Origin of the sequence: Bradyrhizobium zhengyangense (assembly GCF_022012435.1) — a bacterium.
Taxonomy (GTDB): domain Bacteria; phylum Pseudomonadota; class Alphaproteobacteria; order Rhizobiales; family Xanthobacteraceae; genus Bradyrhizobium; species Bradyrhizobium zhengyangense.
The window spans coordinates 1-20,466 of sequence record NZ_JAKLUA010000027.1 but is presented as its reverse complement, the minus strand read 5'-3'; the positions used below and the strand labels follow the sequence as shown (position 1 = coordinate 20,466).

General features: G+C 61.2%; 20 protein-coding genes and 2 pseudogenes. 5 read left to right on the top strand and 17 right to left on the bottom strand.

Translation table 11 applies throughout. The features are described from left to right. Nucleotides 1–7 precede the first annotated feature (7 nt). The 9 genes from L6637_RS38825 to L6637_RS38785 form a co-directional block, all read right to left on the bottom strand. The gene (locus L6637_RS38825; protein ID WP_128929812.1) at nucleotides 8–1,765 is read right to left on the bottom strand and encodes a relaxase/mobilization nuclease domain-containing protein; all 1,758 of its coding nucleotides are present in this window, start codon (nucleotides 1,763–1,765) and stop codon (nucleotides 8–10) included. Nucleotides 1,766–2,389: 624 nt separating this feature from the next. Then, nucleotides 2,390–3,289 (bottom strand): lytic transglycosylase domain-containing protein, encoded by a 900-nt coding sequence (locus L6637_RS38820; protein WP_232995621.1) that lies wholly within the window; start codon nucleotides 3,287–3,289, stop codon nucleotides 2,390–2,392. Next, the gene (locus L6637_RS38815; RefSeq protein ID WP_128929811.1) at nucleotides 3,289–3,801 is read right to left on the bottom strand and encodes a S26 family signal peptidase; all 513 of its coding nucleotides are present in this window, start codon (nucleotides 3,799–3,801) and stop codon (nucleotides 3,289–3,291) included. The genes L6637_RS38820 and L6637_RS38815 overlap by 1 nt, the downstream gene beginning before the upstream one ends. Next, complete coding sequence (locus L6637_RS38810; RefSeq protein WP_128929810.1) at nucleotides 3,798–4,262, bottom strand: DUF2840 domain-containing protein; 465 nt, start codon at nucleotides 4,260–4,262, stop codon at nucleotides 3,798–3,800. Before L6637_RS38810 ends, L6637_RS38815 begins: the two co-directional genes overlap by 4 nt. Nucleotides 4,263–4,548: 286 nt before the next feature. Next, on the bottom strand, nucleotides 4,549–5,430 hold the full coding sequence (locus L6637_RS38805; protein WP_128930181.1) for a replication initiator protein A: 882 nt from the start codon (nucleotides 5,428–5,430) through the stop codon (nucleotides 4,549–4,551). 23 nt (nucleotides 5,431–5,453) lie between these two features. Continuing rightward, nucleotides 5,454–5,735, bottom strand: a complete 282-nt coding sequence (locus L6637_RS38800; protein WP_128929809.1) for a helix-turn-helix transcriptional regulator — start codon at nucleotides 5,733–5,735, stop codon at nucleotides 5,454–5,456. Between the two features lie 131 nt (nucleotides 5,736–5,866). Further along, nucleotides 5,867–6,277 carry a DUF2285 domain-containing protein gene (locus L6637_RS38795; protein WP_237867056.1) on the bottom strand — a complete coding sequence of 137 codons (411 nt, stop codon included), beginning with the start codon at nucleotides 6,275–6,277 and terminating at the stop codon, nucleotides 5,867–5,869. A 169-nt stretch (nucleotides 6,278–6,446) separates the two neighbouring features. Beyond that, complete coding sequence (locus L6637_RS38790; RefSeq protein WP_128929807.1) at nucleotides 6,447–6,641, bottom strand: transcriptional regulator domain-containing protein; 195 nt, start codon at nucleotides 6,639–6,641, stop codon at nucleotides 6,447–6,449. A gap of 165 nt (nucleotides 6,642–6,806) precedes the next feature. After that, entirely contained in the window at nucleotides 6,807–7,079 is a 273-nt protein-coding gene (locus tag L6637_RS38785; RefSeq protein ID WP_128929806.1) for a DUF2285 domain-containing protein, read from the bottom strand. Between the two features lie 143 nt (nucleotides 7,080–7,222). Here L6637_RS38785 and L6637_RS38780 point away from each other — a divergent pair, with 143 nt between their 5' ends. Together L6637_RS38780 and L6637_RS38775 are read left to right on the top strand one after the other, a co-directional pair. After that, nucleotides 7,223–7,471 carry a helix-turn-helix domain-containing protein gene (locus L6637_RS38780; protein ID WP_128929805.1) on the top strand — a complete coding sequence of 83 codons (249 nt, stop codon included), beginning with the start codon at nucleotides 7,223–7,225 and terminating at the stop codon, nucleotides 7,469–7,471. A 267-nt stretch (nucleotides 7,472–7,738) separates the two neighbouring features. After that, complete coding sequence (locus tag L6637_RS38775) at nucleotides 7,739–8,020, top strand: helix-turn-helix domain-containing protein (RefSeq protein WP_128955107.1); 282 nt, start codon at nucleotides 7,739–7,741, stop codon at nucleotides 8,018–8,020. Between the two features lie 247 nt (nucleotides 8,021–8,267). Here L6637_RS38775 and L6637_RS38770 read toward each other — a convergent pair whose 3' ends face one another. Then, the gene (locus L6637_RS38770; protein ID WP_128929802.1) at nucleotides 8,268–8,588 is read right to left on the bottom strand and encodes a DUF736 domain-containing protein; all 321 of its coding nucleotides are present in this window, start codon (nucleotides 8,586–8,588) and stop codon (nucleotides 8,268–8,270) included. Between the two features lie 1,119 nt (nucleotides 8,589–9,707). On the opposite strand from L6637_RS38770, the gene L6637_RS38765 reads away from it, so the two are divergent. After that, nucleotides 9,708–11,276, top strand: coding sequence for an MFS transporter (locus tag L6637_RS38765; RefSeq protein ID WP_232995657.1), 1,569 nt, complete (start codon nucleotides 9,708–9,710; stop codon nucleotides 11,274–11,276). 121 nt (nucleotides 11,277–11,397) lie between these two features. On the opposite strand, the gene L6637_RS38760 is transcribed toward L6637_RS38765, so the two are convergent. From L6637_RS38760 to L6637_RS38750, 3 genes and pseudogenes are all read right to left on the bottom strand, one after another. Next, complete coding sequence (locus tag L6637_RS38760) at nucleotides 11,398–11,718, bottom strand: DUF736 domain-containing protein (protein ID WP_128929802.1); 321 nt, start codon at nucleotides 11,716–11,718, stop codon at nucleotides 11,398–11,400. A 554-nt stretch (nucleotides 11,719–12,272) separates the two neighbouring features. Then, complete coding sequence (locus L6637_RS38755; RefSeq protein ID WP_313753974.1) at nucleotides 12,273–12,896, bottom strand: hypothetical protein; 624 nt, start codon at nucleotides 12,894–12,896, stop codon at nucleotides 12,273–12,275. Next, nucleotides 12,893–13,731: pseudogene (locus L6637_RS38750) on the bottom strand (DUF2493 domain-containing protein); the annotation flags it as partial. The gene L6637_RS38755 and the pseudogene L6637_RS38750, both read right to left, overlap by 4 nt. 438 nt (nucleotides 13,732–14,169) lie before the next feature. On the opposite strand from L6637_RS38750, the gene L6637_RS38745 reads away from it, so the two are divergent. Together L6637_RS38745 and L6637_RS42500 are read left to right on the top strand one after the other, a co-directional pair. Beyond that, nucleotides 14,170–15,027, top strand: coding sequence for a hypothetical protein (locus tag L6637_RS38745; RefSeq protein ID WP_128929800.1), 858 nt, complete (start codon nucleotides 14,170–14,172; stop codon nucleotides 15,025–15,027). 53 nt (nucleotides 15,028–15,080) lie between these two features. Continuing rightward, a complete protein-coding gene (locus L6637_RS42500; RefSeq protein WP_256438973.1) occupies nucleotides 15,081–15,212 on the top strand; it encodes a hypothetical protein in 132 nt (43 codons plus the stop codon). 135 nt (nucleotides 15,213–15,347) lie between these two features. On the opposite strand, the pseudogene L6637_RS42895 reads toward L6637_RS42500, so the two are convergent. From L6637_RS42895 to gltB, 4 genes and pseudogenes are all read right to left on the bottom strand, one after another. Next, nucleotides 15,348–15,637 (bottom strand): annotated as a pseudogene (locus L6637_RS42895) (integrase core domain-containing protein). Continuing rightward, nucleotides 15,594–15,839: a hypothetical protein gene (locus L6637_RS42890; RefSeq protein WP_371746376.1), complete on the bottom strand. Its 246-nt coding sequence runs from the start codon at nucleotides 15,837–15,839 to the stop codon at nucleotides 15,594–15,596. Before L6637_RS42890 ends, L6637_RS42895 begins: the two are co-directional and overlap by 44 nt. A gap of 48 nt (nucleotides 15,840–15,887) precedes the next feature. After that, nucleotides 15,888–16,217 carry a hypothetical protein gene (locus L6637_RS42885; RefSeq protein ID WP_371746377.1) on the bottom strand — a complete coding sequence of 110 codons (330 nt, stop codon included), beginning with the start codon at nucleotides 16,215–16,217 and terminating at the stop codon, nucleotides 15,888–15,890. Nucleotides 16,218–16,534: 317 nt separating this feature from the next. Beyond that, nucleotides 16,535–20,466, bottom strand: a 3,932-nt coding sequence (gene gltB / locus L6637_RS38735) for a glutamate synthase large subunit (protein WP_237874034.1), incomplete at its 5' end; no start/stop codon positions are given.

Sequence of the window (20,466 nt, the reverse complement as noted above, 5' to 3'; positions counted from 1 at the left end):
AAGGAAATCAAAGACCGAGGTCGCGCTTGCGGCCGAAACTCCACTCGATCCCACCGCCATCCCTAACGCTTCCCGTCACATGCTGGCCGAGGCGTTTTTCCAGTTCGCGCGTCCAGGGGACGAGTTGAAAGCCAAGCCCATTGTCGATCAATGCAAAGCGGCCCGACGTGAGGGACAGGCTCTTTCGGTATGTTCCTGCGACCTGCTCACCGACTGCGGCTTGCGCGTGAGGCAAGCCGGTCTCGGCCGCGATTTCGGCACCGGCCGCCTCTAGCTCCCGGCGCCGCAGCGTATTGAGGAGATCGCGTTGCAGGATGATGCGCCCTCCCGCTCGGTGTGCGAGCCCTGCTTCTGCAAGATGTTCGGCTCGCGCCTGCATCGCTTGCCGAGCCTCCCGCCCGAAGCCGCCCAAGGCGAGCGGCATCGAATCGCGCTCGACCAGTCGGTGGTCGAGCCAGGTTGCTCCCGGCGCACCTATTTGCGCGGGAAGATCGAAATCCGAGCGATTGGCGAGCACGCGCGTCGGCCGCTGCTCGTCCATCCCACCGAACTGCCTGACTTCGACAATGCCGCCAATGGGGGGCGCCTGTTCGAATGCCTCAAGACCACGAAAGCGGACGTGATGGAGCCGTCCGTCGGTCGCATCAATGAGCGCATAGGCTTCGCCGGTGAGCTCGTCGTGTAGCCCGGTTGCCAATAATCGCCCGATAATCGGTGCGGTCGTTCTTTCCCCCGTAACGGCGAATTCCGAGAGACTTCGTTCCTGTCCCCGCTCTGTCATCGCTTGATGCATGGTCTTGATGATATCGCCCCGAATTGCAAGGTCTCTGAGATGGGGTTCTGCGTCCAAACCCACCATCCACTCACCGGGTACCGCCGATGAGGCAAGGCCCATCTTTTGCAGATGCTGAAGGCGCCCGATCATAAGGCGGCGGATTTCGGGGTCAGATATCCCTTCCCGATCGGGCCGCAGGTCGAGATAGCCGGTCTCGTCGGCAGCCAGACGGATCTCGCGGTCGAGCCGTGTCCATCTTTCGGCGAAGACTTCGCGTTCGAGAGCCCTGCGGATCTCGTGCTCGGCTTTGGGCCCGAGCTCGATGGATGCCAGCTCTTCCGCGCGAGAGCGTAGTCCCTGGCTGATATAGTCGCGGGAGATCACGAGGTCCTCAACGTTGTCGCTGACCCCGCGAACAAGCAGGTGAATGTGTGGATTGTCCGTGTTCCAGTGATCGACGGCGACCCAGTCGAGCCGTGTGCCGAGGTCCGCCTTCATCTGCCTGGCGAGATCGCGCGTGAACGCTTTCAGATCGCTCATCTCGCCCCCGTCCTCGGGTGCGATGATGAATCGAAAATGATGCCGATCGCCCTTGCAACGCTCGGCGAAGGCGCTGCCATCAACCTCTTCGCGTTCGGCGTCAAACAGCGAGGCTCTCTCGCCGCTGCGGGTCACGCCATCGCGCCGGAGGTACGAGATATGCGCCGCGAGTGATGCCGAGCCGAATGCCAATCCCTTATGCCGCGCGACCCGCGCCTTCACGGTCACGCGGCGCGCAGCGCTAAACAGACGGTTGCGGGCAAACTGGAGCCGGCCGCGGCCGAACGTCGAGCGCCCGACGCGTCCTCCGCGGCTCATCGAGGAGGCGGAGGTGTGGCCCGCCTTCTGCGCCGCTTGCAGTACCTGATTGAAGAAGCTCTTGGCCTTGGGCGCGCGCGTGCTGCGGATGCGGCCGGGCCGGATGTGAAGTTCGCTGTCCTTGGTATTCACGGTCGTTCTTTCCTCGTAAATCTTAGTCAGTACCGAAAGATGCATTGAATTTGCTTGTGAATGTTCAAAGCGCGGCACGCGCCACGACCGATCGGCACGCCAGAACCCAAGCCATGGCAATGGCTTGGCGTTCGACGGGCGAGCCGCTTTTATCTTGCCCTAGCCCGTCGTTCTTTGTTACTCGCTCTTCCTTCCTCTAGTTGACGAACATTTCGTCTGCTGGTCCACGGATCAGCAGACAAATCTCCTGCCTTTTCGCCTGCAAAGGAGGGAGATTTACGGCAAAGAGCAGTTGGGATTCATTGTGGTGGATCCTCCAACAGCGCCTGCAGAAACACGTCGGCTGGTGGCCGATTCATTGGGAAAAAAACAGCCGCGACGTGGCAGTTAGTTTGCGAAGCGCACACTGTTTGCGAGCGCTTGCGATAGCGATCGTTACCCGAAGGGCCGAGACACCCATAGGGTGGCTCGGTGAGGAGCGAAGCGACGAGTAGAGCGCGGGCCGAAGGCATCGCCCATATGCCGTATGCAGATGCCGGACGCTTACGGTCGTTCACCTCCGCCCCTCTCACTTCTCGCCGATCGCTCGCTGACATGTGTTCCGCTCCGCAACCGCGCTTCTGATCATTGCATGGTGCGAGAATCGGTCCGCGCCACGAATAGACCAGTCGAGCTTGGAACGATCCGCAGAATATCTCGCGAGGAGATAGCGTTCATGATGTCTGCCGAAGGCACAATCCTTATCGACCGGTCGTCCGTTCTCGGCATGTCAGTTGGCTTATGAGTTGACTGCGGAATGAGCAGCGACGATGCTGATGACGTGACGCCAGCCTTCCAGGTCGGTTGCTGATCGACGTCCAGCACGGACCCAAGCCTCTTCACATAGGCTTGGGTTTCGACAGGCAATGGACGCCCGGCAAGATGCTCCTGATAGCGCAGCGGTCCTGCGTGATAGGCAGCAAATACGCCGTTCGGTCCGAAGCGGTCGAGCATTTCACGCAGATACGCCGTTCCTGCCAGGATGTTGTCACGGGGGTCGAACGGATCGCTGCCGAGGGCGTGCCGGCGGCGCAATTCGGCCCAGGTGTCGGGCATGAGCTGCATCAGCCCCATGGCGCCTTTGGGCGATCTGGCACGAACGTCTCCAGTGCTTTCGACAGCCATCACCTCGACAATCCAGGAGACTGGAATGGAAAAACGCTGTGAAGCTTCGATGATGAAGGTTTCGAATGGCTGGGCCCCTTCGTGCTCCGCCCCTGTTGCTGTCTCCTCGGCGACCGAAGCACTGCAAAGCGCGAGCACGAGCAACAGGAAGGGTGCAGCGAACAGGCGCGCGCCAAACTGTGCCAGGTACGTCCTCCTGCGCGCCTCTTCCCGATGGAGAAAGCCTTTGTGCGCGCCATTCAGCAGCGGGAGGTGTTCCTCCCTAACATCGCCTTTGCATGGAGGAGCCGGAATGGAGAAAGGGCCTTGCGGTCCATCGAACAAGCGCATGGTGAAATGAATATGACGAACACACCTCATCACTCCTCCGAGGTCCACACCGGGTCCGCACGGCCGATCACGGCTGCGGCTGGAAGAAAGCCAAAATACCGGCCGTCGAAGGACTCATCCGATTGCCAGTTCATGAGAAAGAGCTCGGCCGGCCCGACGACGCGGCAGCCCTGCCAGTCTGGCAGCGGACGGCCGCGGCCGTCACGCTCACGCGCCTCACCCATAGCAATGTTGTCCACCGAGATGGCGAGGCCTGTTCTGCAAACCGTCTGCCCGGGGAGCGCGAGGATACGTTTGAGCATAGGAAGGCCGAGCGGCAAATAGCCCTTCAGGTCGAGGAAGCTCGCCAGCGGTTCAGGCGGCTGAACCGCAACCAGCTCCGTGACATACAAAGTCTCTGCGGAACGCAGGCGGTAAAGGCCGATGGGCACGCTCGGCGATGCATTCCAGATGAAGGCCGGCGTTCGCCCTTCCACGATGGTTACGGCGATCGCTGCGGCAGCCCCGCACATCGCAAGCAGCGTCATCATCCGCCCTCTCATCGGATGATCCTCCGCCGGCGAAGCCAGGCCTGATGGCGAGCTTTCGTGTAGGGACGTGGGCTTTCATTGACGGAAAGACGGTTGTGGACATGCTGCCAATGATCTGGGGCGACATCAGCCGGATCGATACCAAGTGCCTCGACGGCATCGATCATCTGCAGCACGCGCTCGACCTTCGGCCAGCCAGAAAGGCGAAGCAGAATGTCGCCTCCTGGCTTCACATAGGGCACGGTCGAGCAGCGCTGACCCGCGGCGACGGCACGCAGGATATCAATGCGCGAAATCACCGTCCCGAAATCATTCGACGTCCAACGAACGAACGCAAAGATGCTGCCTGGAGCAAATGCCAGGACGCGACGATGGCGATCGAGCTTCCGTTCCTCGACATTGCGGCCAAATCGAACCCGGTTCTCGATCCGCTTCTCCAGCCACAGCACTTCCACCTCGGTGAGATCGCTCATGCTGTCTCTCCCGGAAGCTCGAAAAGCCAACGGCTAGTGATGAGGACGGACGATTGCGGGATTTGAACCTGAAGGCAGCTCGACCGTCCGTGCCACTGCCGCTCTTCCACAATGTGGGCAACAGCGAGTTCCGTTAGAAGAAATCCGAAGGATTTCTGGTTAGTAAAGTTAGGGGGCCAGGAAAGCGCGCGTTCACAAGCCTTTAGGTTCGCTTTCGGTCCCCGATAGCACGATGATCTGGTCCCTGATGGCACGAGGGTTGCGGTCCCCGATAGCACGAGCTGATTCACAGGTTGTCCCCTGAAATTGGTCCCGAACGACGCGCCGACAGGCGCGCCGTAACGGGAAGGTTTGGGATCGAGGCGAAGTTCAGCCGCTCGCGGCCGTTTGGATCGCGCGTGAGGACGAGCCGATAGCCCGGCAATGTCTGCCGCTGGACAATCTGTCGAACGTCGTAGGCAAAATGCTTGAGCGGCGAGAGGCTGCCGGACTTGGCATGAAGATGGGCAAGGTCGAAGCTCCAGCCGCCGCGCTGCCGGCCGCCGTGCTTGCGCACCAGCCGGTAAAGCCAGCGCTCAAGGCCACCTGTCAGGTCGAAATAGGCGCGGTCGATCGTCAGAACGAGAGCGTCATCGATCACGCCGGCATAGAACCAATCTGGCAGGATCAGTTCGATCCCAAATGGTCTGCCATATGCATCAGCGGCTTCCTTCCACTCGTTAATCCAGGAGAAGCGGTGCCGCCGCCGTTCTGCGGGTTGACGGATCGAGGTCAGCACGGTCGTTGACTGAAGTCTGTCAAGACCTGCCTTCAGCCGGTCGTAGTCGCGTGCGCTGGTGCCGCGGCCGACGAACGTCAGAATCTCATATGGCGTTGCGGCTATCAGGCGTGATGTTTTCAGACCGGCATCGCGAGCTTCGACGATCTGGGAGGCAGCCCAAATCAGGACGTCGGCGTCCCAGATCGTTGCCATGCCGTGCTCCGGGACAGCTTCGACGCGGATTGAGGTTGTTCCGGCGCAGAAATCGATGGGCACGATCCTTTTGGTCTTAGCCAGCGAAAAGAATGGATAAGCCATCAGATCCTGCGCATCGCGTGGAGCAAGATCTCCCGGCAGGGCGCGGAAAAGCTCAAGCTGATGGCGGTCGGCTTGCTGAATGCGTCGCATGATGATTGCCTTCAGAGCGACCATCAGCGGTGTTCCTGGCCGGCATAACGACGTAGTTGCGAATGCTTTTTGGCCGGCAGCACCGTGTCTTTGCCAGGGTCAGAAGTGGACGTTTTGGCGCCGAGATCGGCCCACGCTTTCAGGTCGTCCAAGGCGTAGACGACGCGGCCGCCGATCTTCCGGTAGGTCGGCCCGGTACCGTAAGTGCGATGTTTTTCCAGCGTGCGGCCAGACAGGCCGAGGTAGCGTGCAGCCTCGGGAGTGCGCAGGAAACGCGGAGGAAGTCCGGCGGTCGGATCGGGCATTTGAGAGCTCCAAGATGGCGGCGCACCACCCATGAGGGCGCCGGCGTGGGTGTGGTCATCTTGGAGAAGCAGGGCTTCGGAGGGGGATGCCGAAGATCGGGGGTGCATGTTTCGACACCCCCGCGATGAGGCTATTTGTTCCTGCGCCCGGAGCGCAGAAGCCTGCAATAGCCGCCCCGCATCAAGGAGAAGCCGTCGTGTACCAGACGGATGATGAGGCTACGGGAATCGTGGGTCTTCCAGGCTTGCTTTGGGACGCTTTTCTTTCCAAGCAGTGCCAACGCGATCACACGATAGCTGCTACCGGCATGACGTGCGTCGAGCGCACGCGCGACTTGCCTTAGGCGATCCCGGCGCTGTTTGGAAAGTTCGTGGAAAGCGGGGCCTGCCGCGCGTCCGTTGAGCGCGCGCCACAATCTGCGAGCTGCATGCGCTCGCGGCGGCAAGTTCTCATCGAAGGGAAGTTTGGCGGCATAGCGATGACCAATGGAAGGTTCATCCTTCAACCAGACACGGTGGTTCACGGTCCCGATGCGCAGCACGGCGTGCCACCCATCAGCGGCGCGACGCATTTCGGCCGTCGAGACGTTGAATAGAGGTAGATCTGGCGCACTCGGGTCAGCGCCTGACGTCGTTACCGCAACCGGGACGACATCCGGCAGCGCCTCGGGCGCCCAAAAGATTGTCTGTTGATCAAAGGACCGCTGCGGGTCATGGGCGAAAGCAGATGCCCCACTTCCTCCTGAATTCCTCGGTGACTTCACCCGTCGGGCTCTTGGCGATCACAGCCTGGTAGTCACGTTGGTATTCAGGATTGCGACGCACGAACTCCCAAGCGATATCAGTGGGGTCAGCATTATTCAGGTAGTCGTAGGAGTCCGGGGAGCGCCAATCGACTTGGGCCATAACATCCGCCTCATTGCAAAGAGCTAACAACGATGACGGCGCAATAGCTGCGAACAGGCCTTTGGGAAAAGATGCCAGCTTGTCACCACGTGGTGCACGTGAGTCACCACGCCCGAGTGCCGAGAAAAAGGTGTCGTCAGAACCAAAGCCGTCTAGAAAACTATTCTAGGTTGATCTAGGTCCGCGCAACAGACGTCCCTGTTCGGTCAACCACTTCGCGCGCTGAACATGTGTCTGGTATGCAGTACGCGCACGCTCCGGCTCGCGATCGGAGTCGATGTGCAACACGATCCGAGCGACCTCGGACCAATCGGCCCCCTCGCTCTCCGCCTGCAGAAGGCGCATGTAGGTTACGACATGCTGTTCGTCGTAGGAGGTCATGGCGTCCCCAGCGGGAGGGGCATCGGCCACTTCGGGATTTAAGTTGAACTTGGTCATGGGCTGACAACAAACATCGAATAATTGCAAGGTTCCTGGACGCGCGATTGACGAGCGGTCTCATTTTAGTCGTATTCCGGGGTCGGTGCAGATACATACTATAGGAGATAAACCTCATAGTATGTAAGACGCAACTTGCGCGAATGGACATGCGCAAGTTGGTCGGCCGGAATTTCGCAAAGCTGCGGAAGCAAAAGCGCTTTACGCAGGAGAAGTTCGCCGACCTGTCCGGCTTTACTCAACAATACATCAGCGACTTGGAACGCGGCCGCCGCAATCCAACCGTCGTAAGCCTGTTCCAGCTCGCCAGTGCGTTGGGCGTCACTCCGGTTGATCTCATCGCGCCGGACGAGGAGGCGCGAAACGAAGGAAAACTGGCCAAGCGGAAGTAACTGTTTCCGAAAAAGCCAAAGCACCTGCCCCAAGTGAGGGTAGGACGCTTCCCACAGGTGCGACGATGGTTCGGACAGCACTGTTCGCACGTCGACGGCTCCAACGGCCTACAAAAGTCTTACCGTTTCAGCTGCGCCAGCAACCTCCTTGGGAGACACGGGATGTTCTGGTGATGGCGTGCTGAACGGTCTCTCTATCGAGAGCCTACTTAAATAGTCGGGCCATATCCAGTGGTTTAATGGGCCACCAAATGGCTGCCTGCGCAAATGAAAGCTCGCGCACTCGTAGCCTGGAATATACGCCGGATACGCGTCGATCGCGGTATTCCGCAGGAGCAATTGGCTTATGACGCGGGAATAGATCGTTCGTATATGAGTGGTCTTGAGCGGAAGTTGGAAAATCCTACGATTGATTTGCTTGACCGGTTGGCTGACACCCTCGGTGTCCAACTCAACGAGTTATTCCTTCCATTACCAAAGGGCGCTACGATCCATAAAACATTGCCTAAAGGGCGCAAATCGACCCGACTTGACCGCAAGAAGAAATAACACCCTCTGTTTCGACAATCGCGGGATATACGCCTACGTCGCTTGTGTAACGCGTGGGCCGTCTTTGGAGCGAGATGGCCCTGATCGTAACAGGCCGGTGCGAAGGGGTTTGCCGATCTCAGTGGCGCCGACCTGTGGCTAGTGCTGAATCCATCGCAAAATTAAGATTCGCATTCCGAGCCCATGGAATTCGCGCCGATGTGCGGAAAGCCCGCCCGGCGAACCGGGCGGGGCTTGGCGGAGGATCTCACTCGCCGTTCTTGCGCGGCCGGGACCAGAGCAGGTTGTAGCCCTCGCCACCTTCGTCGTCGAACAGGCTCGCGTAGATCGGCGCGTTGAAGGAGGGATCGTCAAGCTTGATCGAGAGGTAGTCGCGGCCCTCTTCGGAGCGCTTCGACCAGGCTGCGCCGATCTCGGCCCGACCCACATAGATGCGGTGGCTGGGCGCGTTCTCGTTGGAGCGGTTGGTCTCGGCGACGATGCGGACGCCCCTAGCCTGCAAGCTCAGCGTGACGATCTCGCCCTGGAAATCATTGCCGACCTTCTTGAAAGTTCCGATATTAGCCATCTTGCTTCTCCGTTGTGTTTCGAGCCCGCGACCACCGCGGCCTCGATGGCGATCTCAAGGGCGAGGACGATCGGCGACGCACCCGCTCGCGGGCTGAAGCGCAGCGGAGGACGCCGTTGAAGAGACTTTCTTGTCTCGCGAGGAATGGGCGTGAGCCCAGGGGAAGAAAGTCGCAGCAACGGCGTTGCGGCTCAGCCGATCGAGGCGCAGCCGGTCTTCGGCCAGATCGAGCCATCAAAGAGGCCTCGTGCGTCCGCGTGCTGAACCTCAAACCCGGGGAGAAGCTTGGCGAATTTCGGTTCCTCTGCACAAGAGGTCGGAACGGTTCGGGAAGGAAGAGAAACAATCTGCGGGAATGGGCGGCATCGTCCCCGCAAAGCCGGTCAAGCGGTGCGCTTCGTCCCGGCGCCGGAGCTATGTGGGGCGAGACGTGATAATCGGTGCTGCTTGTTCGTAGCACTTCATAGGCAAGCCGTTAAGCTGCTCACACGACATCATGCCTCGTCGGCTACCAATCTTAGAAATCTGTATGACGATGAGGAACGTCCTAACGGTCCGGCTTTGCGCATCGCGGCCGCAATAACTGGGTGAGTCGGTAGTTCACCGCCTCGGCCGTCCAGTCGAGTACGTCTATCCTAGCAGCGTCATCCATGTGAACGCTGCCTCACCGTTGCAGATTAAGGCCATTCAGGTGATGACCCAGGCCAGTGCTGCGTGCACGTACCGCAGGACATCTGCGAGAACTGATCAGTACGGCCCCCGGACGCCGAGAACCAGATATCGCGGCCCTCAGCTCATCGTCGAGCCACTGCACATGTCAGATATGTTTTATCCCGCCTCACGGGCATTTGTTCTCGGTGCGGCAATCCGGCGCGAAGTAGGACTTCGTCACTGCAATTCTTCGGCGGGCATGGGTATAATGTGTGATTCTAAGGGATCGGTAGGACCGCGAAAAGGTCCGCCGAAAGGCAGACCTTCGTGTGTCCAGATAATTCGCTTCGCTCATTGAACGGCCCTGTCCTGGCTCCGGGCAAGCCGAAAGAGCGGTCGACGACCGAGGAAGCTGAGCCAACCTCGCCTGACCTTGAAGCTCGCCTCCACTCTGCCAAGGCCGATCGCATTACCGCCCCTCTGCGGCACCGCACGTTCCGCCGCATCTGGACCGCCAGCCTGGTGTCAAATCTCGGTAGTTTGGTACAGGGAGTCGGGGTGGCCTGGGCTATGACCGAAATGTCATCGTCAGCGGACAAGGTCGCGCTGGTCCAAACCGCTCTCGGATTGCCGGTGATGCTCATTGCGATTCCGGCCGGCGCAATTGCTGACCTGCATGACCGGCGCATCGTGGCATTGATTTCACTCGGTATTGCACTGACCGCCAGCGCTACGCTGGCGGTACTCGCTTTGCTGGGATTGCTTACGCCGGACCTCTTGCTTGGTCTCTGCTTTGCAGCAGGCTGTGGCACCGCGATGTTGGGACCCGCGTGGCAGGCGGCAGTGGGCGAGCAAGTGCCTCCACAAGCCCTGCCCGCCGCAGTTGCGTTGAATGGCATCAGCTACAACATCGCGCGGAGCGTAGGTCCGGCAGTCGGGGGTATCATTGTGGCCTCCGCCGGGACCGTAGCCGCGTTCACATTCAACACGATCTCGTTCGTGCCACTTATCGCCGCGCTCTATCTATGGAAGCGCGCAAGTGAGCGGTCGCGTCTCCCACCGGAACGGCTCGGCCATGCCATCCTGTTGGGCGTCCGGTACATCACGAACTCGCCACCTATTATGATCGTGTTGGTCCGAACGATCATATTCGGGTTGGTCAGCGGAGCTATCCTGGCGCTGTTGCCAGTGGTCGTACGTGATCGCCTTCTCGGTGGCGCGCCAACTTACGGCGTGATGCTGGGCGCCTTTGGCCTGGGAGCCATTTTGGGAGCGATCAATATCTCGCTGGTGCGCGAGCGCTTAAGTAGCGAAGCCGCCATGAGATGCTGCACGCTGTCCATGGCAGCGGGTATTGCAACTCTGGCACTAAGCCACAATCCGTTGATGGCTGCGTTCGGATTGGTTCTGGCTGGTACAGGGTGGACGTTGTCTTGGACGCTCTTGAACATCGGCGTACAGCTTTCTGCACCCCGCTGGGTTGCCGCGAGGTCTCTGGCGGCGTACCAGGCCGCCGCATCCGGCGGTCTTGCCATAGGCAGCTGGGGGTGGGGACATCTCACCGACATCGCCGGCGTTGAAACAGCGCTGCTTGTCGCAGCCTCGCTGATGCTGGCATCTCCTCTGGTCGGCCTACGATTGCGGATGCCTTCTGTTGGTGAGGGTGCCGAAGAGGGAAGCCTCCTCGAAGATCCGCAGGTGCGGTTGCCGGTCAGGGGGCGCGACGGACCTGTGGTGATCGAGATCGAATATCGGGTGGAGCAGAAAAACGCTCCGGACTTTCGGGAGGCCATGCAAGAGCTTCGGCTCGTCAGGCAGCGCAATGGCGCCTACGGTTGGTCGATCGCACAAAACATGGCAGACCCAGAAGCGTGGATCGAGCGCTATCACTTCCACACCTGGCACGACTACCTGCGCCAGCGCAACCGCTCCACCATGGCCGAGCAAGCTCTGGAAGGCGCTGTGATAAAAGACTACCACGTTGGTCCCGGCAAAGTGCGTGTCCGCCGCACGATCGAGGGTTTTGCTCGGGGATAGCTTGACGCCCGCAGTTGCGGACAACCGGCGGATGCGACCGCAGTGTCGCGTATTAGCGAGATGCTTCTCCGATGGAGATATTACCCCGCCCGGCGAACCGGGCGGGGCTTGGCGGAGGATCTCACTCGCCGTTCTTGCGCGGCCGGGACCAGAGCAGGTTGTAGCCCTCGCCACCTTCGTCGTCGAACAGGCTCGCGTAGATCGGCGCGTTGAAGGAGGGATCGTCAAGCTTGATCGAGAGGTAGTCGCGGCCCTCTTCGGAGCGCTTCGACCAGGCTGCGCCGATCTCGGCCCGACCCACATAGATGCGGTGGCTGGGCGCGTTCTCGTTGGAGCGGTTGGTCTCGGCGACGATGCGGACGCCCCTAGCCTGCAAGCTCAGCGTGACGATCTCGCCCTGGAAATCATTGCCGACCTTCTTGAAAGTTCCGATATTAGCCATCTTGCTTCTCCGTTGTGTTTCGAGCCCGCGACCACCGCGGCCTCGATGGCGATCTCAAGGGCGAGGACGATCGGCGACGCACCCGCTCGCGGGCTGAAGCGCAGCGGAGGACGCCGTTGAAGAGACTTTCTTGTCTCGCGAGGAATGGGCGTGAGCCCAGGGGAAGAAAGTCGCAGCAACGGCGTTGCGGCTCAGCCGATCGAGGCGCAGCCGGTCTTCGGCCAGATCGAGCCATCAAAGAGGCCTCGTGCGTCCGCGTGCTGAACCTCAAACCCGGGGAGAAGCTTGGCGAATTTCGGTTCCTCTGCACAAGAGGTCGGAACGGTTCGGGAAGGAAGAGAAACAATCTGCGGGAATGGGCGGCATCGTCCCGGCAAAGCGGTCAAGCGGTGCGGCGGGTCCAGCCGTGGCAGCTATGTGTGCCGGATCGGAAATCTCCAGCACGTGTTCGAAGGTTTCTGAGAGGACCGTCCGCCTCCTCTGCTCTGGTGAGCATCATCCATCGTCGAGGGTGCTTATTCTGCGACCTGTTCGACGACAAAAGCGCGGAAAGTTCATCCCTCGTTTGCCGCGGCCGTGAGAACGGGGCGGGACGGCTCTCCGCCCGTCCTTTCCGGCTCGATCGGGCGGGTCTTCGAGATGAGCGTCAAGCGCGTGAATGTTGACGAGCCGATGCAAACCGCGCCCAGCCATGCGAAGACCTCGCGCCAAGCCAGCGACGGCGCTCCGATCTGTGAGAGCGCGAACACCACGTGATAGCCGGCAACGGCCGCGGGAACGACGAACACGGCCGCAATTGCAAGTCGCAGGGCCACGTGGCGGCTAAGGGTAATGGCCAGCTGGCCGGCTGCGAGTGTGAGCACAGCGCAAACTGTGCCGACGAGCAGTGCGCCGACAATGCCCGCACCGCTGTTGAACGCCATCAATCCGATATTGATCGCAACAAAAAGCGCAGCGCATAGACCGCTAGCACAACGATCAGCCAGCAAATAGGCCGATACCAGCAATATTGAGAAGAAGCCCGAGGGCGAGCATGGTGGTGGCTCCAAGGCACGCGTGTGAGCGCTCGCGCCTTCCACCACCACCGCAGCCCAGCCGCCGACGTATAAACAAAACGAGGCGGAGTTACGGCGGGTGCGGCCTCGCCACTCGTCGGTTGACGGCAAGACGGCGCTCACGCGCCGCCAAACTTCCAGACCGGAATGCCAAGCCGCTTTGCCTTATCGGCAAGGTTGTCCTGAATGCCCGTGCCGGGGAAATGCAGGACGCCGATCGGCAGCAGTTCGAGCATCGCGTCATTGCGCTTGAAGGGCGCTGCCTTGGCGTGTTTGGTCCAATCCGGTTTGAATGCGATCTGTGGCACTTGCTGGTTGCCCATTTGGAGCCGATCAGCTCGGCGCCTTTCGGTGAAGCGCTGTGCAGCAGAACCATGTCGGGATGCTTGGCGTGCACCTTGTCGAGCCGATCCCAGACGAGGCTATAGTCGTTGAAGTCGAGCCCACCGGTCAGGGCGATCTTCGGACCCGGCGGCACCATGATCTCGGTTTCCGAGCGGCGCTTGGCTGCGATGAAGTCGCGGGAATCGATTATCGCCGCGGTGAGCGTGCGATGGCTGACCAGTGATCCCGACCGTGGGCGCCAAGCAGACCCCGTGTGGACTTCGAAGCGCTCGATCGCCTGGTCGCGGAAGAGTTCGAGACAGTTGCGGCGCTCGATCAGCGAGATGCCCTCGGCGGTTAGGCGCTCAAGCTCGACCGAGCGCACTTCCGAGCCGTTCTGCTCGCGCTGGCTCTTCTGCTGCGCCTGTTCGTTGACGTCGAGCTGGCGCTCGATGCGTTCGACGGCGCGATGGAACAGGTTGACCGTCGGCCAGAGGAGATCATCGAGGTCGGGCTCCAGCCGGGTATCGCTCAATGACGCAACCAGCGCGTCAAACATGTCTGCAACAGCGCCGGTAATGATCCTGGTCTCCGGTAGCGGCCTTGGATCGGGCTGATCGTCGAAGGGACGGTATAGGCGCGACTCAGCCTCTCATTCATGCCATATCGCGCGATCTCCGCCTCGACCCTGGGGATTAGAATCAGATCGTCGTGAGTGTCGGGGATGAGCGATATTGACTGGAAATGCATAAGAACTCTCTGCGGGTTGTTCGGCGACTGATTTCAGTATCAGACGACCATTTCCCGACCGTTTTCATCATTCACGAGTTGATACACGACCGCTACAGACGATCAATGACCAGCCCTGGTAGGAATGTCCCGCAGCCAATGAGGTCCCGTCGTGCGGGCCCATTCTGGGCTACCAACTTCGGCAGGTTGATGCTTGCATTGGATTGGCATCTTGTTTCGCAGCTGCCAGCTGCCGGCGGTACTGTGCAAGCGCGCGGGCGCGATGTTTTGTAGTCGCATAGTTGGCGCAAACAATGGCACTCAGATTTGCCGTGAGGCCCTCATGCGGACAATCGTACTGGACGATCGCGGCCACGCTTGGGACGCATGTTCTTCAGCTCTGCGTAAATGTTTTCTACACTACCCAGTGACCGAATTCGATTTCCTGAGTTATCTCATCAATAATATGGGTTTCGTGACAGTTGCTCTGTTCCGCCCCGGGTCGGCACAGATACGAATCCGGTTTGAGACTGCCACCCCAGTCAGCGTTGCTGCGGCGATCAATCTTGTCAGCGACCTTGGGGTGGAGCGAATGGTCATTTCAAATTCGGTAGACCTCGCCGACAAGTTGTTTTCAACTCGTTCGCAAGCGGTCACATATATAAATCAGCGGCTAGGCGAGCCTTGCCAGCGAGCGGCGACAAACATTCGATACAGGCAGATGCCGATTGAGACTTTGGTAGGCTGCCAAGGTCCACTATCCATGCTTTTGTCCTACTGGGACTGTTCGGACCGAACCGCCGATCTGACAGCTCTGAAGAAGGCGTTGTGCTCCCCAGCCGCGGTCAGGTTCGCCGCAATTGAGGCCGTGGCTGGTCGCCTCACCATTATCGATCTCGGAGCCGGCTTCGAAATCTTCAGCAAGACCTGGCGGGAGAATGCGCCCGGCATTCCGGTTGATGAACAACCGGATTATGAATATGGGCGATGGGTGCATCGTATGTACGAGTCCGTCCTAGAAACGCACCAACCTCGCCTAGATGAGGTCGATGCCAAGATTCTTCGCCCCCATTTGAACGACAAAGTTCAGCTGTCGTACCAACGCCTGATTGTTCCTTTCAAATACGGAAGGCGAGGAGTCACTCGTCTGATCGGCGCGTCGCTAGTGAGACAATCAATCAAACTCTCCAGCGAGTCGTAGGTGACGTGCCCATTAGGCCGCCTCACATCAGGAGGTCCGCCGGGAGTCGACCAGTGATGATCATCGATGCAGTTAAACAGCTGTCAGACCTGATGAAGCAGCCCATTCATATCAAGTCTCCCCGCAACTGTTTGGTGATCACATGCCAACAGCGCGCGATTCAGCAGTTCTTACCTTCGGCTTGAGCCATAACAGCCTGGAAATCCGCAAGCATCTCGTGGCTCGGCATCCAAACGAGACGCATCGCAGTACCCCGAGCGGCGGGGCGATAAGTTGATCCTGGACAGATCAATCCTTGTATAATCGGCATGACCTGCCACTCATCCGGCAGCGGTTAGAGGCTCAGGGTTTTGTACGCTGAGCGGCGCGTGTGTAGCAGCGGACGATCGGCGGAGCTGGTCGGGTTTGCGTAACCGGTCGTCCTTGCGGTGAGTTGGACGGCATAGGCCGCTGGGTGAGGTATTTAGCGACGAGTGAGGGCGCCGGATATCGTAGTCAGCGACCCAGCGGACGATCTTGGCGCGGGTGTCGTCAAGATCGAAAACGGGGTCTTGTTCAGGAGTTCGTCACGCATCGAGCCGTTGGAGCTTTCGATGAAGCCGTTCTGCATCGGCTTTTTGGGCGCAATGAAGTACCAGTCGATGATTGTGTCCTTTGCACCAGGCAGCATGGCATTGGAGGTGAAACTCGGTGCCATGGTCGGACACGATCATCCGTAGCTTGCCCCGTCGCTCGACGAACGTCAGCTCGCGGGCGACGCGCTGGCCCGAGACCGACGTATCCGGAACAGCCCCCCGGCACTTTTTGGTCACGTCATCGACGATGTTGAGAATGCGGAAGTGCCGTCCATGCCGAACTGGTCATGAACGAAGTCCAGCGACCAGCGTGCATTGGGCCTGGCCTGCACCAGAATCGGGGCCGGGTCCCCACGGCCTTGCGGCGAGCTCACCGCTTGCGGACGCGAGTGCTTCTTCCCGATAATGCCGGTAGATCCGGCTGATCCCCCATGGCTCTGCTTCCCGTCGTAAGAGGACGAACACCCGGCGGTAGCCGAACGACCGCCGCCGCCCGGTGGCGAGATCGCGCAACCGGCCGCGCAGCTCCGCATCCAGCGGGCGGCTGGACTGATAGCGGATCATCTTCCGGTCCGCGCTGATGATTGAGCAGGCGCTCCGCACCGACAGGCTCATGACAGCCTGCAGACGGCAGCGCGCGTGGCGGGGGGGCCCCCTCCCCTTCTTTGAAAGGAGCTCGCGAAGGGCAGCCGCATCGAATCTGCTCGGCCAGAAGCTTCTTCAGCTTCGCATTCTCCTCCTCCAGCGTCTTCAGTCGCTTGACCTCGATCCGCCGCCAAGAAACACGGTCCGTCTGGCGAGGCCTAACACGCCTCAATGTTGCATCGCGATCAGTTTGATTTGGTAATTAAAGCTGTCGGCGACGGCCTTGTGTATTTACGAGGCGGTCTTCGCGCCCCACTCACCATGAGATCGTTTTCTTACGCCCCGATTTAGATTTTCGGCTCGGCGTCCGCGTTGGCGGCCAGTTCGCGCAGCGCGCGCCGGTACTCGACCGGCATCACCTTGCGGAATTTAGGCAGCCATTCCTTCCAGTTGGCAAGGATATCGGCGGCGCGCTTGGAGCCGGTCGCCTTGGCGTGGCGCGAGATCAGGACGTGAAGCCGCTCGACGTCGGAGTCGAGCAGGTTCTTGAAGACGTCGACCCGGCCATGCGCCTCGAGGTCACCGGAGTGGTTGTAGGTGCCGGCGTTGATCAGCTCTTCCGACAGCACCGGCTCGAGCTCGACCATCGACAGATTGCACAGCTTGTCGAAGTCACCGGTCTCGTCCAGCACATAGGCGATGCCGCCGGACATGCCGGCCGCGAAGTTGCGCCCGGTCTTGCCGAGCACGACCACGATGCCGCCGGTCATGTATTCGCAGCAATGGTCGCCCGCGCCCTCGACCACCGCCACCGCGCCGGAATTGCGCACGGCAAAGCGTTCGCCGGCGATGCCGCGGAAGTAGCACTCGCCCTGAATGGCGCCGTACATCACGGTGTTGCCGACGATGATGCTCTCTTCCGGCACGATGCCGCTGTTGGCCGGCGGCCTGACGATGATCTTGCCGCCCGAGAGCCCCTTGCCGACATAGTCGTTGGCTTCACCTTCGAGCTCGAAGGTGACGCCCTGCGCCAGCCACGCGCCGAAGGCCTGGCCGGCAGTGCCCTTGAGGCCGACATGGATGGTGTCGTGCGGCAGCCCGGCATGGCCGTAGATCTTGGCGACCACGCCCGACAACATCGCGCCGGCAGAGCGGTTGGTGCTGTTGATCTTGGCCTCGATCTTCACCGGCGCGCCGCGGTCGAGCGCAGGCGTCGCCTTCTCGATCAGCGTGCGGTCGAGCACAGCCTCCAGATGATGGTTCTGGCGCTCGGAGTGATAGATCTTCTGGCCCTTCTCTTCCTTCTGCTTGACGAACAGCTTGGAGAAGTCGAGGCCCTTGGCCTTCCAGTGCGCGACCAGCCTGGTCTGGTCGAGCAGCTGAACCTGGCCGACCATCTCGTTGAAGGTGCGGAAGCCGAGCGAGGCCATGATCTCGCGCACTTCCTCGGCGACGAAGAAGAAGTAGTTGATGACGTGCTCGGGCTGGCCGGTGAAGCGCTTGCGCAGGACGGGGTCCTGGGTCGCGACGCCGACCGGGCAGGTGTTGAGATGGCACTTGCGCATCATGATGCAGCCGGCCGCGATCAAGGGCGCGGTGGCGAAGCCGAACTCGTCGGCCCCGAGCAGCGCACCGATCACGACGTCACGTCCGGTGCGGAAGCCGCCGTCGACCTGGACCACGATGCGGCTGCGCAGCCGCTCGCGGACCAGCGTCTGATGGGTCTCGGCAAGGCCGATCTCCCACGGCGAGCCGGCGTGCTTGATCGAGGTCAGCGGCGAAGCGCCGGTGCCGCCCTCGAAGCCCGCGATGGTGACATGGTCGGCGCGCGCCTTGGCGACGCCCGCGGCGACCGTGCCGACGCCGATCTCGGAGACCAGCTTGACCGAGACGTCGCCCGTCGGGTTGACGTTCTTGAGGTCGTAGATGAGCTGCGCCAGATCCTCGATCGAGTAGATGTCGTGGTGCGGCGGCGGCGAGATCAGGCCGACGCCCGGCGTCGAGTGCCGGACCTTGGCGATGGTGGCGTCGACCTTGTGGCCGGGCAGCTGGCCGCCTTCGCCGGGCTTGGCACCCTGCGCCATCTTGATCTGCATCATGTCGGAGTTGACGAGATACTCCGTGGTGACGCCGAAGCGGCCCGAGGCGACCTGCTTGATCGCCGAGCGCATGGAATCGCCGTTCGGCATCGGCTTGAAGCGGTCGGCTTCCTCGCCGCCTTCACCGGTGTTCGACTTGCCGCCGATCCGGTTCATGGCGATCGCGAGCGTGGTGTGCGCCTCGCGCGAGATCGAGCCGAAGCTCATCGCGCCGGTGGCGAAACGTCTGACGATGTCCTTGGCCGGCTCGACCTGGTCGAGCGGCACCGGCTTGCGCTTTTCTTCCTCCGCGTTCTTGATCCGGAACAGGCCGCGCAGCGTCAGCAGACGCTCCGACTGTTCGTTGAGGATCTTGGCGAAGGCGCGATAGCGCTCCAGCGAATTGCCGCGCGCGGCATGCTGCAGCAGGCCGACCGACTCGGCGGTCCAGGCATGGTCCTCGCCGCGGCTGCGATAGGCATATTCGCCGCCGACATCGAGCGCGGTCTTGTAGACCTGAGCCTCGCCGAACGCGTCGGCATGGCGGCGCACCGCCTCTTCCGCGATCTCGCCAAGACCGACACCCTCGACGCGGGTATGCGTGCCGGCAAAGAACTTGCCGACGAAATCCGCCTTGAGGCCGACCGCGTCGAAGATCTGCGCGCCGCAATAGGACTGGTAGGTCGAGATGCCCATCTTGGACATCACCTTGAGCAGCCCCTTGCCGATCGACTTGATGTAGCGCTTGACGATCTCGTAGTCGTCGAGCGAGCCGGGCAGGCGGTCCTTCATCGCGATGATGGTTTCGAACGCGAGGTAAGGATTGATCGCTTCGGCGCCGTAGCCGGCAAGGCAAGCGAAGTGGTGCACTTCGCGCGGCTCGCCGGATTCGACGACGAGGCCAACCGAGGTGCGCAGGCCCGTGCGGATCAAATGATGATGCACGGAGGCGCAGGCCAGCAGCGAGGGGATCGGCACCCGGTCGGTGCCGACCATGCGGTCGGACAGGATGATGATGTTGACACCTTCGCGCACGGCGACTTCCGCGCGTGCGCAGAGCTCGTCCAGCACCTGGTCCATACCCGCCGCACCGAGGCCGGCGTGGAACGTGGTGTCCAGCGTGCGCGGCTTGAAGTGCGACTCGGCCACTTCCGGGATCGAGCGGATCTTTTCCAGGTCCGCATCGGTCAGGATCGGCTGACGGACTTCGAGGCGCTTGGTGGTGGCCATGCCCTGCAGGTCGAACAGGTTCGGCAGTGGCCCGATGATCGAGACGAGGCTCATCACCAGCTCCTCGCGGATGGGGTCGATCGGCGGATTGGTGACCTGGGCGAAGTTCTGCTTGAAATAGGTGAACAGCGGCTTGGCCTTGTCCGACAGCGCCGAGATCGGCGTGTCGTTGCCCATCGAGCCCGCGGCTTCCTCCCCCGTGGCCGCCATCGGCGTCATCAGGATCGCGATGTCTTCCTGGCTGTAGCCGAACGCCTGCTGGCGATCGAGCAGCGAGAGGTTGGATCGCACGCCCGTGGTCGGCACCTTCGGCAGGTCTTCCAGCACGATCTGGGTCCGCTCCAGCCACTCCTTGTAGGGATGGCTCTTGGCGAGCTCGGCCTTGATCTCGTCGTCGGGAATCAGGCGGCCCTGTTCGAGGTCGACCAGCAGCATCTTGCCGGGCTGCAGGCGCCACTTGGTGATGATCTGGTCCTCGGGGATGGTCAGCACGCCCATTTCGGACGCCATCACGATGCGGTCGTCCTTGGTCACGAGATAGCGCGCCGGCCGCAATCCGTTGCGGTCGAGCGTGGCGCCGATCTGGCGGCCGTCGGTGAAGGCGATCGCGGCCGGGCCGTCCCACGGCTCCATCAGCGCGGCGTGATATTCGTAGAAGGCGCGGCGCTTCTCATCCATCAGCGGATTGCCGGCCCACGCCTCCGGAATCATCATCATGACGGCGTGCGGCAGCGAGTAGCCGCCCTGCACCAGGAATTCCAGCGCGTTGTCGAAGCAGGCGGTGTCCGACTGTCCCTCGTAGGAGATCGGCCAGAGCCGGCTGATGTCCTTGCCGTACAGCTCGGAGCTCACCGAAGCCTGGCGCGCCGCCATCCAGTTGGTGTTGCCGCGCAACGTGTTGATCTCGCCGTTATGCGCGATCATGCGATAGGGGTGCGCCAGCGACCAGGCCGGGAAGGTGTTGGTCGAGA